The sequence below is a fragment of the Rhodococcus wratislaviensis genome (assembly GCF_900455735.1).
GTDB classification, from domain to species: domain Bacteria; phylum Actinomycetota; class Actinomycetes; order Mycobacteriales; family Mycobacteriaceae; genus Rhodococcus_F; species Rhodococcus_F wratislaviensis.
Genome location: NZ_UAUI01000010.1, coordinates 67,857 through 82,354 on the forward strand (window position 1 = coordinate 67,857; position 14,498 = coordinate 82,354).

Consider the following 14,498-nt stretch of genomic DNA (forward strand, 5'->3'; position numbering starts at 1 on the left):
TTCCGGGTCACCACCCGTCACCGCACCGTCGGCAGGTCGGGACTCGACACGTCGTAGGTCTGCCCGGGCTGGGTGAGCAGCGGCAGGGTGACCGCAGCCTTGCGCTCGGACTTCTCCGTACCGCCCCACACCACGATCCGGCCGTCGAGCAGCGTCACCGAGATATCCGAAATCGACTTCGCCGCAACCTGTCCCACCTGACCGCGCAGCTGCGGCGGCATCGACTCCAGCACCTCGATCGCCGCCTCCGTCGACGGGTCGCGCCACCCCGGCGACTCCGTCACCAGACGCGGCACCCCGGGCGGCGGCGGTGCGATCTCGTAGTCCACGGCCTCCGCGTCGAGGAGATGGGTACCGCCGGGGCTGTCGACGAACACGACGGGCACCCGCTCGGTTACCGTCACCCGGATGGTGGACGGGTACACCCGCTGGACGCGCGCGGACGCCACCTTCGGGATCGCGGCGACCCGCTGAGCCGCACCCTCCGTATCGACACGCAGCAACGGCTGTCCCTGCGGCACCGCCAGCACCTGGCGAATCTGCTCCCCGGAAATCGACGTCGCCCCCGCGACGTCCGTCTCCCGCACCGACAGCAGCGGCGTGAACCAGGCGACGAGACCGAGGGCCACGACCACGACGACGCCGACGACGCCCATCACCGACGGCCGCCGGTACCACGGCCGCCGCGGCGTCTCCACCGCGGCGGACTTCCGTGCCGCCGAAGCCGATTCGCGGGTGCGCCGGGTTCCGGGGTCGGTGACCGTCGAGGTGCGCCGGCGCGACGACGTCCGATCGCTCGCCGTCGCGCGGGCACCGGCCGCACCCCCCGGCCGCGGACTGCGCTGGACGTCGCGGCGGACAGGGCGGTCCGGCCGCTCGGACCGGCCCCGACGCTCCCGCGTCATCGCGACGGGTGGTGGTGCGGAGCCGCACGCAGAGCGTCGAGGATCTGGTTGCCGAGCATCGTCACGTCACCGGCACCCATGGTGATCACCACGTCCCCGGGGGACGCGAGCGCCGCGACCTGCCGCGGCGCCTGCGACAGGTCCGGCTGGTAGTGCACCGGCTTCGACACCGACAGCGCGACCAGGGCGCCGCTGACGCCGGGGAGCGGTTCTTCCCGCGCGCCGTACACGTCGAGGACCACGACCTCGTCGGCGAGGTCGAGCGCGTGCCCGAACTCTTCCGCGAATGTTGCTGTCCGGGAATACAGGTGGGGCTGGAACACCACAATGACTTTGCCGCTGCGCACCGAATCCTCCGACTCGCGGCGGTCGGCCTCGTGGGGCTGGCGCACCAGATCGGCGGCGGCGCCGAGCACGGCACGCACCTCCGTCGGATGATGCGCGTAGTCGTCGAACACGCGGACCCCGTGCTCGCGGCCGGTGAACTGGAACCGGCGGTGCACTCCCCCGAATCCGGCGATACCTTCGAGGATCTCGTCCACGTCGGCGCCCGCCTCCCGGGCGGCGAGAAGAGCGGCCAGCGCGTTGAGGGCCATGTGCCTGCCGGGCACACCCATCCGGACCGTCCTCGGCGACTGCTCGCCTGCCAGCTGGAACTGCAGGACTCCGCCGACGTCCCTGGCCTCGAAGCTCAGCAGTCGCGCGCCGACCTCGACGCCGTCGACGGGAGCGAAGGCCCCGTCGGCGTACTCGGCGCTGCCGTATCCCAGCACCCGCACACCGGGCAGTCCCCGCGCCGCCACCCGCTGCGCGAGCGCCGCGGACCCCGGATCGTCGAGACAGGCGACGAGCAGACCACCGGGCGACAGACGTGCCGCGAAATCGTCGAACACCTGGATGTACGCCTCGGTGCTGCCGAAGTAGTCGAGGTGGTCGGCTTCGACGTTGGTGACGACGACGACGTCCGGTTCGTACTGGAGCAGCGAACCGTCACTCTCGTCGGCCTCCGCGACGAACACGTCGCCGCTGCCGTGGTGGGCGTTGGTTCCGGCCTCGTTGAGTTCGCCGCCGACCGCGAACGACGGATCGAAACCGCAGTGTTGCAGCGCCACCACCAGCATCGACGTGGTCGACGTCTTGCCGTGGGTGCCCGACACCAGCAGGGTGCGGTGCCCCTGCATCAGCGAGGCCAGCACCGCGGGTCGCAGGATCACGGGAATCCCGCGCCGGGCCGCTTCCACGAGTTCCGGGTTGTCCTTGGGGATCGCGGCGTGGGTGGTGACCACGACGGTCGGGCCGCCGGGGAGGAGGTCGAGTGCGCCGGCGTCGTGGCCGATGCGGACGTGCGCGCCGCGGGCACGCAGCGCGAGGACGCCGCGGCTCTCCTTGGCGTCCGATCCGGACACCTGCCCTCCCCTGGCCAGCAGGATCCGCGCGATTCCGGACATTCCGGCGCCGCCGATCCCGACCATGTGGACACGTTCCAACTCCGCGGGCAGGTCGGTCATCGGGTTCCCCTTGTCAGCGCGGCCACGTCGAGCACGATGCGCGCAACCTCGGTGGCTGCGCTACGGTGACCCGCGCCGGCCGCACGTCGCCCCATCTCCTCGAGCTGTGCGGGGTCGCGCAGCAGCGGGATCACGGTCTCCGCGACGAATCCGGCGGACAGGTCTCCGTCGGCGACAATCATTCCACCTCCGGCGGCGACCACCGGTCGCGCGTTCAGTTCCTGCTCCCCGTTGCCGTGCGGCAGCGGCACGTACACCGCGGGAAGTCCCACCGCCGACACCTCCGCCACCGTCATCGCACCCGACCGGCAGATCACCGCGTCCGCGGCCGAGTAGGCGAGATCCATCCGCGACAGGTAGGGAACGGCCACGTACGGCGGGCCGCCCGGTGTCGCGGGAACGTCGAGGCTGTTCTTCGGTCCGTGCGCGTGCAGAACGGCCACACCGGCCGCGGCGAGCGACTCCGCCGCGCCCGACACGGCCTCGTTGAGCGACCGCGCGCCCTGCGAACCGCCGAAGACGAGCAGCACGGGACCGTCGGCGGGGAGGCCGAAGTGTGCGCGTGCCTCCGCCCGCAGGGCGGCCCGGTCGAGACCGGTGATCGATGCCCGGACCGGGATCCCGAGGATCTCCGCGTCCGAGCGGCCGCGCGCGGAGACTCCGGAACCGGCGACCGCGGCCAGGACCCGGGCGGCGCGTCGGGCACCGATCTTGTTCGCGATCCCGGCGCTGGCGTTCGCCTCGTGCACCACGATCGGTATGCGGCGCCTGCGGCGGAGCAGTCCGGGGCCGGCCGCCAGATATGCGGGCAGCGCGACGTACCCGCCGAATCCGACGACGACGTCGGCGCCGGTCGCGTCGAGCACCTCGCGGGTGCGGCGCACCGACGCGCGCACCCGGCCGGGAAGCCGCAGCAGGTCGAGGGTGGGTTTACGGGGCAGCGGCACCGGCGGAATGAGCTCGAGCGGGTAGCCCCGCTCGGGAACCAGGGTGGTTTCGAGGCCGCGCGCCGTGCCGAGAGCGGTCACCACCGCGCTGTCGTCGATCGCCTTGATCGCATCGGCCACTGCCAGAGCCGGTTCGATGTGCCCGGCGGTACCACCACCGGCCACGATCACCGACAGGGTGGACTTGTCGCCGTTCACCTACGAAATCCTCGCTCTCCTGCTCGGCCACCCGAGCTTCGCTGTTGACGTGCACCCCGTTCGGGGGTGCGGCCCTTGCCGCGTTCGGGGCGGCCCTTCTCGTATGTGACGCTGCGGGTCCGCGGGGCCATCTCGCGGCCGGCCCGCCGGCGGGCTTCGGCTCGGCGCACCGCCTCGGCGCGCGCCGCGTCGGCCCGCACCGGCGAATACGCCTCCGGCTTGCGGAGCCGCAGGAGACGACCGAACGGGCCGTCCTGCCCGGAGTGCAGCGCCGCGACCGCCTCCGGTTCGTGCCGCGCCGCGTTGGCGACGAGGCCGAACATGAACAGCGTGGTGGCCGTCGACGTTCCACCGGCCGACACCAGCGGCAACTGCAGACCGGTGACGGGCAGCAACCCGATCACGTATCCGACGTTGATGAACGCCTGTCCGGTGATCCACACCGTCGCCGTTCCGGTGAGCAGGCGCAGGAACGGGTCGGCGGATCGGGCCGCGATGCGCAGGCCCGTGTACACGAACAGACCGAACAGGCCGAGGACGGCGGCGCCGCCGAGATATCCGAGCTCCTCGCCGATGATGGCGAAGATGAAGTCGTTGTGGGCGTTCGGCAGGTAGCTCCACTTCGCGCGGCTCTGCCCCAGCCCGCGTCCGAGGATCCCGCCGTCCGCGAGCGAATACATCGCCTGCCGCGACTGGTACCCGATGCCCTGCGGGTCGGAACCGGGATTGAGGAACTCGCGCACGCGAGCGGAACGGTAGCCGGCGGTGAGCGCGAGGATCACGATCCCGCCGAAACCGGTGCCGACGATGGCGATGAACAGCTTCAGCGGCAGGCCCGCGAACCACAGCAGCGCCATCAGGATGATGGCCAGCGACACCGTCGTACCGAGGTCGGGCTGCAGGATGATCAGGACGAACGCGACGAGCGCGGCCGGCACCAGCGGAACGAGCATGTCCCGGATACTGGAGATGTCGCTGCGCCGCGACGCCAGGATGTGCGCACCCCACACGGCCAGCGCGATCTTGGTGAGCTCGGCGGGCTGCAACGAGAATCCGGCGACGACGAACCAGCCGCGGGTGCCCTGGGACACCGTGCCGATGCCGGGTATGAGGACCAGGACCAGCAGGATGATCGTGACCGCGAAGGCCGGGAACGACAGGGCACGCATCACCCGGACCGGGATCTGCAGCGCCGCGTAGAACAGGCCGAGTCCGAGAGCCGCGAACAGCGCCTGCCGGGTGAAGAGGGTGTACGCCGAACCGTCGGAGGCGTAGGCCTCGACGCTCGAGGACGACAGCACCATCACCAGGCCGAGGACCGTCAGCAGAAACGCGATCGTGACCACGAGGTGGAACGACGCCAGAGGCCGCGACAGCCAGGCCCCGATCCGGGTGCGTGGGCCGCGCGGAGGTGCCGTGCGCGTGCGGGGACTCGACGGTGCACGTTTCGCCACCCCCGGGCCGGCCGCCGCGCGGGCCGGGGACCGCTGTCCCTCGGGGACGCGGCGGGTGCGGGCTCCGGCGGAGGTCATCGCAGCGTCCTGGAGATGTCCGACTCGTCGAGCCCGCCGACGGCGTCCGCGAAGCTGCGCCCCCGGTGACCGTAATTGTCGAACATGTCGAGCGAGGCCGCCGCGGGCGCCAGGACCACGGAATCCCCTGCCGTTGCCAGCGCAGCCGCTTCGCGCACGACGACACCCATCACGGTGTCGCTGTCGGTGTCCGCCGGCAGCACCACCCGGTGCGTCGCGGTCTGCGGGACTGCACTCACACCTGCATCGTCTCCCGTTTCGACAGTGACCACGGGAACCTCGGGGGCGTGTCGCGCAAGGGACTCTGCGATCTGCATCGCATCGCGGCCCAGCAGGACGGCGCCGGCGAGACGACCGGCCACCTCCCGAACGAGGTCGTCCACCCGCGCACCCTTCAGCAGACCACCGGCGATCCACACCACCCGCTCGTGGGCGAGGATCGACGGGCGAGCGGCGTGCGGGTTGGTGGCCTTGGAGTCGTCGACGAACGTCACCCCCCCGACCTCGGCGACGTGTGCCGCACGGTGCGGGCCCACGACGTGGGCGGCCAGGCCTGCGGCGACGGCGTCCGGCGGAACTCCGATCGCCCTGGCCAGAGCTGCCGCGGCCAGGGCATCCATCAGTCCGGCAGGCCCGGGCGGGGTGATCCCCGCGGCCGGGGCCAGCCGCTCACGATCGGCGAACGCGCGGTCGACGAGATACCCGTCCTCGACACCCAGTTCGCCCGGCGCAGGCACACCCAGCCGGAAACCCAGGGTCCGGACTGCGAGGGACGAGGAGAAGAGAGAGGACGCGACCTCGTCGTCGAGGCCCAGTACCGCGACCTCACCGGTCAGGGCGCGGGCCTTCGCATCGATGTACGGCTGCATCCCGCCGTGCCAGTCCAGATGATCTTCGGCGATGTTGAGGATCGCGCCTGCGGTCGGCCGGACCGACGGCGCCCAGTGCAGCTGGAACGACGAGAGTTCGACCGCCAGCACCTCCGCCCGGGGTTCGGTCCGCCGCAGGGCGTCGAGTACCGGCAACCCGATGTTGCCGCAGGCCAGACTCGGCAACTCGGCCGCCTCGAGGACGGACTGCAGCATGGAGGTCGTCGTGGTCTTGCCGTTGGTGCCGGTGACCACCAGCCACCGCCGGGCCGGGCCGTAGAGCCCGGCCCGGTCCACGTGCCAGGAGAACTCGATGTCGCCCCAGATCGGCACCCCGTCCCCGGCGGCGAGCGAGAGCAGCGGCGCGTCCGGGCGGAATCCCGGGCTCGTCACGACCAGCGCGAACTCGGCGACCCGGTCCCGCTCGGCGAGCAGATCGTCGATCGGGACGGTGGCGGCGCCGAGCCGCGCGCACTCGGCGAGAGCGTCGACGTTCGCATCGGTGACGGTGACGAGCGCACCGAGGTCACGAAGGGGTTCGATGGTGGCCCGGCCGGAGACACCCGCACCGGCGACGAGGACGCTGCGACCCCGCAACCAGTCGAGCCCGCCGTGTTCCTCTGCCACGTCGTCAGCCCCCGATCGCTGCCAGGTACTCGCTGTAGAACAGCGCGAGCCCGATCGCGGAGGCGATGGCGGCCAGCAACCAGAACCGGATGATCACCGTGGTTTCCGCCCACCCGGCGAGTTCGAAGTGGTGGTGGAACGGAGCCATCCGGAACACCCGTCTTCGGCTCGACCGGAACACCGCGACCTGAATCACCACCGATGCCGCCTCGGCGACGAACAGCGCGCCGATCACGACCATCAGCAGTTCGGTGCGCGTTGTGATCGACAGTCCGGCGAGCATGCCGCCGAGTGCCAGCGAACCGGTGTCGCCCATGAAGATCTTGGCGGGCGCCGCGTTCCACCACAGGAACCCGATGCATGCACCGGCACCGGCCGCGCAGATCAGGGCCAGGTCGAGCGGATCGCGGACGTCGTAGCAGCCCTTGCCGGGGCTCGTCTCGCACGCGTTGCGGTACTGCCAGAACGTGATGATCACGTACGCGCCCAGCACCAGGCTCATGGAACCGGCAGCGAGACCGTCGAGTCCGTCGGTGAGATTGACCGCGTTCGACCACGCGCTCACCAGCAGATAGCAGAACGCGACGAACACGACGGAGCCCATCGTGACCGTGGCGATGTCACGCACGTACGACAGGTGCTCACTGCCGGGGGTGAGGTCGTTCGCGCCCCGGAACTGCAGCGCGAGAATGCCGAACGCCACTGCCGCGATGAGCTGTCCGACGAGCTTCGCGGTCTTGTTCAGACCGAGGTTGCGCTGCTTGCGGATCTTGATGAAGTCGTCGAGGAACCCGACCCCGCCGAGCGCCGTCGTGAGACCGAGAACCAGCAGTCCCGAAGCCGACGGCCCGTCCGCGTTGTAGCCGATGCCGATCAGGTGAGAACCCCAGTAGCCGGCCCACAGTCCGGCGAGGATGGCGACGCCACCCATCGTCGGGGTGCCGCGCTTCGACTGGTGGCTCGCCGGACCTTCGACACGGATCTCCTGGCCGAACCCCTGACGGGAGAAGGCCTTGATGAGAACGGGGGTCAGCAGAATCGAGACGGCGAGCGCGATGCCCGCCGCGAAGAGGATCTGTCTCACCGCGTAGCCTCCGAACCCTTCTGTCCCGTGCTTCCCGCCAACACCGTGTCCGCAACCTCCCACAATCCGATGGACTGCGACGCCTTGACCAGCACCAGGTCACCCGGCGCCAGTTCCGCTTCGAGCAATGCGACCGCACCGGCGATGTCGGGGACGAGGATCGACTCCTCACCCCACGAACCTTCCATGACCGCACCCTGGTGCATGGCGCGGGCGGGCCTGCCGGTTCCGACGATGATCAGCCTGCTCACGTCCAGCCGGACCGCGAATCTGCCGATGGCGTCGTGTTCGACCACTGATTCTGGACCCAGCTCGGCCATTTCTCCGAGCACCGCCCAACTCCGGCGCGCCGCCCCCCGGCCCGTCCTGGCCATCGACACCAGCGCCTTCAGAGCCGCCCGCATCGAGTCGGGGTTCGCGTTGTACGAATCGTTGACGACGGTCACACCGTCCGGCCGGTCGCGGACGTCCATCCGGCGCGCCGAGACCGCGGCGGCACCGGAGAGAGCCTGCGCGATCTGCTCGAGGTCCGCCCCGCATTCGAGCGCCACCGCCGCCGCGGCGAGCGCGTTGCCGACCTGGTGTTCGCCGTGTACGGCGAGCTCGACGGCGACACTGCCCGCCGGCGCCGTGAGAGTGAAACGCGCCCTTGCCTTCTCGTCGAGCACGATGTCGGTGGCCCGCACGTGCGCGGACTCCGACCGACCGACGAGGACCACCCGGGCCGACGTGCGCGGGGCCATGGCCGCCACCAGCGGATCGTCTGCGTTGAGGATCGCGACGCCACCCTCGTCCGCCGGGGGCAGCGACTCCGCGAGCTCACCCTTGGCGACGGCGATCGCCTCACGCGAACCGAATTCGCCGAGGTGCGCCGTTCCCACGTTGAGGACGACCCCGATCTTCGGGGGCGCAATGTTCGCGAGGGAGGCGATGTGGCCGCGGTCGCGGGCCGACATCTCCAGAACCAGGAATCCCGTGTCCGCGTCCGCGCGGAGCGCGGTCCACGGGTGGCCCAGTTCGTTGTTGAACGATCCGGGCGGCGCGACGACGGGGCCGAGGGGGCGCAGGACGGCGGCGAGCAGATCCTTCGTCGACGTCTTCCCCGCCGATCCGGTGACGCCGACGACGGTGAGCCCCTTCGCGGTGAGGTCGTCGACGGAGGCGCGCGCGAGCTTCGCGAGGGCCGCGAGCACGGCGGCGCCCGATCCGTCGGTGTCGTGCTCGAGTGCCATCGCCTTGCTCGGGATGTCGCTCGGTGTCGGGGTGACGACGACGGCGGGGACGCCGACCGGGCGCGCCGCCAGGACCGCGACCGCGCCGGCCTCGACTGCCGAGGCCGCGTGATCGTGGCCGTCGACGCGGGCGCCGGGCAGTGCCAGGAACAGTCCCCCGGCGGTGACCTTCCGCGAGTCGAACTCGACCGTTCCCGTCACCTCGGCCGACGGGTCGGCGACGTCGTGCAGTTCGCCACCCACGATCTCGGCGATGCGAGCGAGTGTCATCGGAATCATCGCGCTCCTCCGACCTGTCGCTCGATCGCGTCGCCCAGTACGTCGCGGTCGTCAAATGGGTACTTCACCCCGTGTATCTCCTGACCGATCTCGTGTCCCTTGCCTGCGACCAGAACCACGTCGCCTGCCTGCGCCCAGCCGACGGCGTCGGCGATCGCCTTCGCTCGGTCCGCTACTTCCCACACCTGTCCCCGCTCGGATTCGGGCACCCCGAGAGCGCCCTCGCGGACCGCGGCCCTGATCTTCGCCGGATCCTCGGTGCGGGGGTTGTCGTCCGTGATGATCAGCAGGTCGGCTCCGCGGGCTGCCGCGGCGCCCATCAGTGGCCGCTTTCCTGCGTCGCGATCGCCGCCCGCACCCACGACGACGGCGACGCGACCGCGTACCTGCTCGCGCAGCGTCGCGATCACGGCCTCGACCGCTGCGGGCTTGTGCGCGTAGTCGACGACGGCGAGGAAATCCTGCCCCCGGTCGATCCGCTGCACCCGGCCCGGCACGTCGACCCCGGCGATGCCCCGGGCGGCGTCGCGCGGATCGACACCCAGCGCCGCGCACAGCGCGACGGCGAGGGACGCGTTGGCGACGTTGTACTGCCCCGGCAGACGGAGCTCCACGTCGAGCGTCGTGCCCTCGGCGGTGGTGAGCGCGAAGGTCTGCGAGCCCGAGGGCGACACCGTCGCCGGGCCTGCCGTCCACACCGCGCCCTCGCTCTCCGGCGTGGTGGCGACGGTCGTCACCATCGAGTGCGCGCCGCGGGCGACGTCGGCCATCCGCTGCCCCCACACGTCGTCGACGCAGATGACGGCGTGCTGGGCGTGGACGGACGAATCGGCCGCGAAGAGCCGTGCCTTGGCGGCGAAATAGTCCTCGAAGTCGCGGTGGAAGTCCAGGTGGTCCTGGGAGAGGTTCGTGAACGCGCCCACATCGAAGCGGACCCCGTCGACACGGCCGAGCGACAGCGCGTGGCTGGACACCTCCATGACGACGGTGTCGATCCCCTGCTCGAGCATCACGGCGAACAGGGCGTGGAGCTGCGGCGCCTCGGGGGTCGTCAGCGCGCTCGGCACCCGGCGGCCACTCATCCGGGTCTCGATGGTGCCCACGAGGCCCGTCGTCCGCCCCGCGGCGGTGAGGGCGGCTTCGACGAGATACGAGGTCGTGGTCTTCCCCGACGTCCCGGTGATGCCGATGACCTGCATCTTCTCCGAGGGTCGACCATAGATGGTGGCCGACAGCTCACCGAGGACGCCGCGGGGGTCGTCGTGGACGAGCACCGGCATGTCGGAGCCCAGCGCGGATACCAGCGCGAATCCGGCCTCGTCGGTGAGGATCGCGGTCGCGCCGCGTGCGAGAGCGTCGGCGGCGAATGCCGCGCCGTGCGCGCGGGCCCCGGGGAGGGCCGCGAACAGATCGCCCTCGATGATCCCCTGGGCGCGGAGATCCACCCCGGTGACGATCACGTGCTCGGCGGTTCCGGTGGGTGCCTCGACCCTCGCTCCGGCGAGCGCTGCCAGAGCGCTCACCGTGGTACGGACCGGCTGGGCGGGGCGAAGGCTGTCTGTGACCTTCACCTCCACTGACGCCGACTGCGGGCGGGACGGAACAGGCACCGGGCTCCTCTCGGATGTCGACTCTCACTGACAACGGCATAGTGCACGGATCGATACAGCGTGCTACCTCGGCAGTTCCGTGCGTCCACGGAAAAGTCCGTGTCCACTGAACGGCCGACGTGTCAGATTACCGCGACAGCTCTCGGAACCCGATTCGGCCGACCTTCGCTCAATCGGCCTGCAGCACCAGCCTGCGTCCGGGGTCCGGGGACATCGGCACGCTGTCGCGTTGCAGCATCCAGGACGCGATGTTGTGGAACAGCGGTGCCGCGGACTGGCCGCCTGTGCCGTCCGCGCTGCGTGTCGGCGCATTGAGCATGATTCCGACGACGTACCGCGGATTGTCGGCCGGGGCGATCCCGGCGAACGTGATCCAGTAGTTCGAGTTCGAGTAGCACTTGCAGGCGGGATCGACCTGCTGGGCGGTACCCGTCTTGCCGCTGATCTGATACCCGTCGACGGCGGCCTGCACCCCGGTGCCTCGCTGGTTGCCCGTGTCGTTCTGGGTGACGGACCGGAACATGTCGCGAACCGTGGACGCGGTCTGGGGGCTGACGACCGTCACCTCCTCGGGCGCCTCGGTCTCCGTCCGGTTCCCGGACGCGTCGACCGTCGCCTTGACGATGCGCGGCGGGATGCGGACACCGTCGTTGGCGATCGCCTGGTACATGCCGGTCATCTGCAGCAGCGTCATCGACAGGCCCTGACCGATCGGCAGGTTCGCGAACGTGCCCCCCGACCACTGGTCGCGGCTGGGGACGCTGCCGGCGCTCTCACCGGGTAGCCCGACGTCGGTGCGCTGGCCGAGGCCGAACCTGGACAGCATGTCCGCGTAGCGGTCCTCCCCCACGCGCTGGGCGAGCATCAGGGTGCCGACATTCGAGGACTTACCGAACACACCCGTGGCGGTGTACGGGGCGACCCCGTGGTCCCACGCGTCTTTCACCGACACACCCGACATCTGAATGTTGCCGGGGACCTCGAGAACTTCGTCCGGTGTGGTCAGCCCGTACTCGATCGCGGCCGCCGCGGTGACGATCTTGTTGACGGAGCCCGGTTCGAACGGCGTGCTCACCGACAGGTTGCCCATCTCCACGGTCCGCGGATTGTTGCCCACCCCGATCGCCGGATTGAACGTGCTGTCGTTCGACATCGCGAGCACCTCGCCGGTGTGGGAGTCGAGTACGACCGCCGACGCGTCCTTCGCACCGGACTTGTCCTTGGCCATCTGCACCTGCTGCTGGACGTAGTACTGCAGGTCGGAGTCGATGGTGAGTTCGACGCTCGACCCGTCCACCGCCGGTTGCTTGTCACGCCAGCTGCCGGGAATCACCGCGCCGTCGGAGCCCCGGTCGTAGGTCTGGGAGCCGTCGGTGCCTGCGAGAGTGGAGTCGAGCGAGTCCTCGAGGCCGAGCAGTCCGTGACCGTCCCAGCCGGTGGCGCCGACGAGGTTGGCGGCGAGGGATCCGCCGGGGTACTCGCGGATGTCCTGGCGTTCGAGTCCGACCTCCGGGAACTTGTCGCTGATCTGTGCGGCGATGTTGGGGTCGACGCTGCGCGCGAGATAGACGAACGTGTCGTCGCCGTGCAGTTTCTCCTTCAGATCCTTCTCCGGTGCGGCGTCGCCGAGCCGGTCGTGGATCTCCTTCGCGATCGCGTCGAGACGGGAGTCTACGTCGGGGGCGGTGTCGCTCTTGGCCTTCGCCTCCTCGAGTTCCTTCCGGACCCGTGCGGGCTGGAACGTCAGGGCCTTCGCCTCCATCGTGAATGCGATGGGGTTGGCGTTGCGGTCGGTGATCGATCCGCGCAGCGCCGGATCCACCTCGGTGGTGGTGCGCTGGTTCGCCGCTTCCGCGGACAGTTGTGGTGCGTCGATGACCTGGATCCACAGAAGCTGCGCGGCCGCGAGGCCGAGCGCCAAGAACATCACCAGGCGTCCGTACCGTTGTCTGAACGGAAAGGACGCCGTACCGGCGCCCTTGGGGCGCCGGGGACGACTTCTCGGTGCGCTTCGACTCACCGGCGACCGCCGGACGGTGGAGCAGTCGTCGGAGCGGCGGCCGAGGGGATCACGGGAACCAATTGTTCACCCTGCGCTTGGATCTCCGTGCCATTGCCGGGCTGTGGCGTGGCGCGCGGCGACGGCGTCGTCGTCCCTCGGTTCGGGGCGGTCGCGACGGCGTTGCCGCGCTGGGTGGGCGGGGCGGCGACGTCCAGCGGCGGCACGGGGGCACCCGACGCCGGGGCCGGCTTTCCGACGACCTCGACGCTGCCGTCGGGGTGGACGACGAGTCGAGCGGGATCGTTGGCGGGCACCATGCCGAGCTTGGCGGCTTCCTCCGCCAGTTTCGGGGCCGAGTTGGCGGTCTCGACGTCACGCTGGAGCGCCGCCTTCTCCTCCGCCAGCGACTGGTTGTGGGCGCGGGCGGCGCTCAGCTGGTACGAGTCCTCGGCGGACCGGGTCGTCAGCAGCAGTGTCATGGCCAGGCCCATGGCGAGCAGAACGAGGATCGTCGCCACGAACGGAATGCGGGCGGTGAGCGTGCCGGTGCGGTTCTTGCCGGAGACGGCGATCGCGGACCCACTGTGCACGGCCGCGCGCTGGGTGCGCTTCTTGTACGCCCGCTCAGCCGCGCCCGTCCGGTTGGCCGCCCGTGCGGGCCGCATCTCGGTGGAACTCACCTGAACCGTCATGCCGCCGACCTCCTGGCAATTCTTTCTGCAGCGCGCAACCGCACCGGGGCTGATCGTGGGTTCTCTACGACTTCCTGTTCGGACGCCCGCTCCGCCCCTCGTGTGAGGATCCGGAACTCCGGTCCCATCCCCGGTAATTCGACAGGAAGCCCCTCGGGGCTCTTCGACTTCGACCTGGGAGTGATTTCCTGCTTGACGACCCGGTCTTCCAGGGATTGGTACGACATGAACACGACGCGTCCCCCGACGGTCAACGCGTCGAGTGCAGCCGGGACCGCGGCGCGCAGTGAATCGAGCTCGCCGTTGACCTCCACTCGAAGGGCCTGGAACGTCCGCTTGGCGGGATGTCCCCCGGTACGGCGGGTCGCCGCAGGAATGGTGCGGTACAGCAGTTCGACCAGCGCTGCGCTGGTGGTGAACGGCTCCTTCGCGCGCTGCCGGACGATCTCCGACGCGATCTTGCCTGCGAAGCGCTCCTCGCCGTACGTGCTGAGGATGCGGGCGAGATCGCCGTGGCTGTACGTGTTGAGGACCTCGGCCGCGGTGATGCCGGTGGTCGGGTCCATCCGCATGTCGAGGGGCGCGTCGATCGAGTACGCGAACCCCCGATCCGATTCGTCGAGCTGCATCGAGGAGACACCGAGGTCGAAGAGGATCCCGTGCACCGATTCCTGCGCGGGGAGGCCCGCCTCGGTGAGCGCGTCCTCGATGCCGTCGTAACGGGTGTGCACGAACGTGATGCGATCGGCGAACGGCGCGAGCCGGCCACCGGCGATCTCGAGCGCATGCGGATCACGGTCGAGGGCGATGAGTCGCAGCTGGGGGTACGTCCGCAGGAAGTGCTCGGAATGTCCGCCGAGACCGAGGGTCGCGTCGATCATGACGGCTCCCCCGCCCTGCGGGTCGTTCACGGTGAGGGCAGGGCCCAGCAGTTCGTCTGCGCGGTGAAGCAAGACCGGAATGTGACCGAAACCATCGGCGGGCGAGGAATCTTCCCCCTCGTGATCCACCAT

Annotated in this window: 11 protein-coding genes; all 11 read right to left on the bottom strand. The window is 70.3% G+C overall.

Annotated features, from left to right (window positions below):
• Nucleotides 1-17 precede the first annotated feature (17 nt).
• A complete protein-coding gene (locus DTA22_RS13460; RefSeq protein WP_245973471.1) occupies nt 18-905 on the bottom strand; it encodes a cell division protein FtsQ/DivIB in 888 nt (295 codons plus the stop codon).
• Nucleotides 902-2,413 (bottom strand): UDP-N-acetylmuramate--L-alanine ligase, encoded by a 1,512-nt coding sequence (gene murC / locus DTA22_RS13465; protein ID WP_037226648.1) that lies wholly within the window; start codon nt 2,411-2,413, stop codon nt 902-904. The genes DTA22_RS13460 and murC overlap by 4 nt, the downstream gene beginning before the upstream one ends.
• Complete coding sequence (gene murG, locus DTA22_RS13470) at nt 2,410-3,558, bottom strand: undecaprenyldiphospho-muramoylpentapeptide beta-N-acetylglucosaminyltransferase (RefSeq protein WP_112299726.1); 1,149 nt, start codon at nt 3,556-3,558, stop codon at nt 2,410-2,412. The genes murC and murG overlap by 4 nt, the downstream gene beginning before the upstream one ends.
• Nucleotides 3,555-5,090, bottom strand: a complete 1,536-nt coding sequence (ftsW, locus tag DTA22_RS13475) for a putative lipid II flippase FtsW (RefSeq protein ID WP_112299727.1) — start codon at nt 5,088-5,090, stop codon at nt 3,555-3,557. Before ftsW ends, murG begins: the two co-directional genes overlap by 4 nt.
• The gene (gene murD, locus DTA22_RS13480; protein ID WP_112299728.1) at nt 5,087-6,586 is read right to left on the bottom strand and encodes a UDP-N-acetylmuramoyl-L-alanine--D-glutamate ligase; all 1,500 of its coding nucleotides are present in this window, start codon (nt 6,584-6,586) and stop codon (nt 5,087-5,089) included. Before murD ends, ftsW begins: the two co-directional genes overlap by 4 nt.
• Nucleotides 6,587-6,590: 4 nt before the next feature.
• A complete protein-coding gene (mraY, locus tag DTA22_RS13485) occupies nt 6,591-7,670 on the bottom strand; it encodes a phospho-N-acetylmuramoyl-pentapeptide-transferase (RefSeq protein ID WP_005247625.1) in 1,080 nt (359 codons plus the stop codon).
• Nucleotides 7,667-9,181: a UDP-N-acetylmuramoyl-tripeptide--D-alanyl-D-alanine ligase gene (locus DTA22_RS13490; protein ID WP_112299729.1), complete on the bottom strand. Its 1,515-nt coding sequence runs from the start codon at nt 9,179-9,181 to the stop codon at nt 7,667-7,669. The genes mraY and DTA22_RS13490 overlap by 4 nt, the downstream gene beginning before the upstream one ends.
• Nucleotides 9,178-10,791 (bottom strand): UDP-N-acetylmuramoyl-L-alanyl-D-glutamate--2,6-diaminopimelate ligase, encoded by a 1,614-nt coding sequence (locus tag DTA22_RS13495; RefSeq protein ID WP_037226643.1) that lies wholly within the window; start codon nt 10,789-10,791, stop codon nt 9,178-9,180. The genes DTA22_RS13490 and DTA22_RS13495 overlap by 4 nt, the downstream gene beginning before the upstream one ends.
• A gap of 169 nt (nt 10,792-10,960) precedes the next feature.
• Nucleotides 10,961-12,811, bottom strand: a complete 1,851-nt coding sequence (locus DTA22_RS13500) for a peptidoglycan D,D-transpeptidase FtsI family protein (protein ID WP_037226642.1) — start codon at nt 12,809-12,811, stop codon at nt 10,961-10,963.
• Complete coding sequence (locus tag DTA22_RS13505) at nt 12,808-13,485, bottom strand: hypothetical protein (RefSeq protein WP_112299730.1); 678 nt, start codon at nt 13,483-13,485, stop codon at nt 12,808-12,810. Before DTA22_RS13505 ends, DTA22_RS13500 begins: the two co-directional genes overlap by 4 nt.
• On the bottom strand, nt 13,482-14,498 hold the full coding sequence (gene rsmH, locus DTA22_RS13510) for a 16S rRNA (cytosine(1402)-N(4))-methyltransferase RsmH (RefSeq protein WP_112299731.1): 1,017 nt from the start codon (nt 14,496-14,498) through the stop codon (nt 13,482-13,484). The genes DTA22_RS13505 and rsmH overlap by 4 nt, the downstream gene beginning before the upstream one ends.